Genomic DNA, 281 nt, shown 5'->3' with positions numbered 1-281 from the left:
TCGTACCATGGAGCATCGACATATATGTGCTTGAAGACAACTGGAAAACAGGCAGACATTCCAACTGCCTCCACGACTGGAAAGTGGGGTGTCTGGGATGCCGAAAAGATAACACTCTTCTGCTGCGAAATATTGGTCGCGCATACCGCCAGGTCGGTTCCTGTGACCTCTTTTAACATCGCAAAAGTCATCGTAGCAGCGTCCTTAAGTCTCGGATTGCGCTGCCATACCGGCAGCCGCGCCACAAATTGCCTGAATTGCCGTTGCAAATAGGATCTTAC

Annotated in this window: 1 protein-coding gene; it reads right to left on the bottom strand. The window is 50.5% G+C overall.

Annotated elements, in window-relative coordinates; all coding sequences use genetic code 11:
* Window positions 1–191 (bottom strand): hypothetical protein (locus EN852_RS42090; protein WP_210238345.1); only part of this gene is annotated, 191 nt, incomplete at its 3' end.
* Window positions 192–281 lie beyond the last annotated feature (90 nt).

Origin of the sequence: Mesorhizobium sp. M2E.F.Ca.ET.209.01.1.1, assembly GCF_004010375.2 — a bacterium.
Taxonomy (GTDB): Bacteria; Pseudomonadota; Alphaproteobacteria; order Rhizobiales; family Rhizobiaceae; genus Mesorhizobium.
This window is presented reverse-complemented; position numbering and strand designations above follow the sequence as displayed.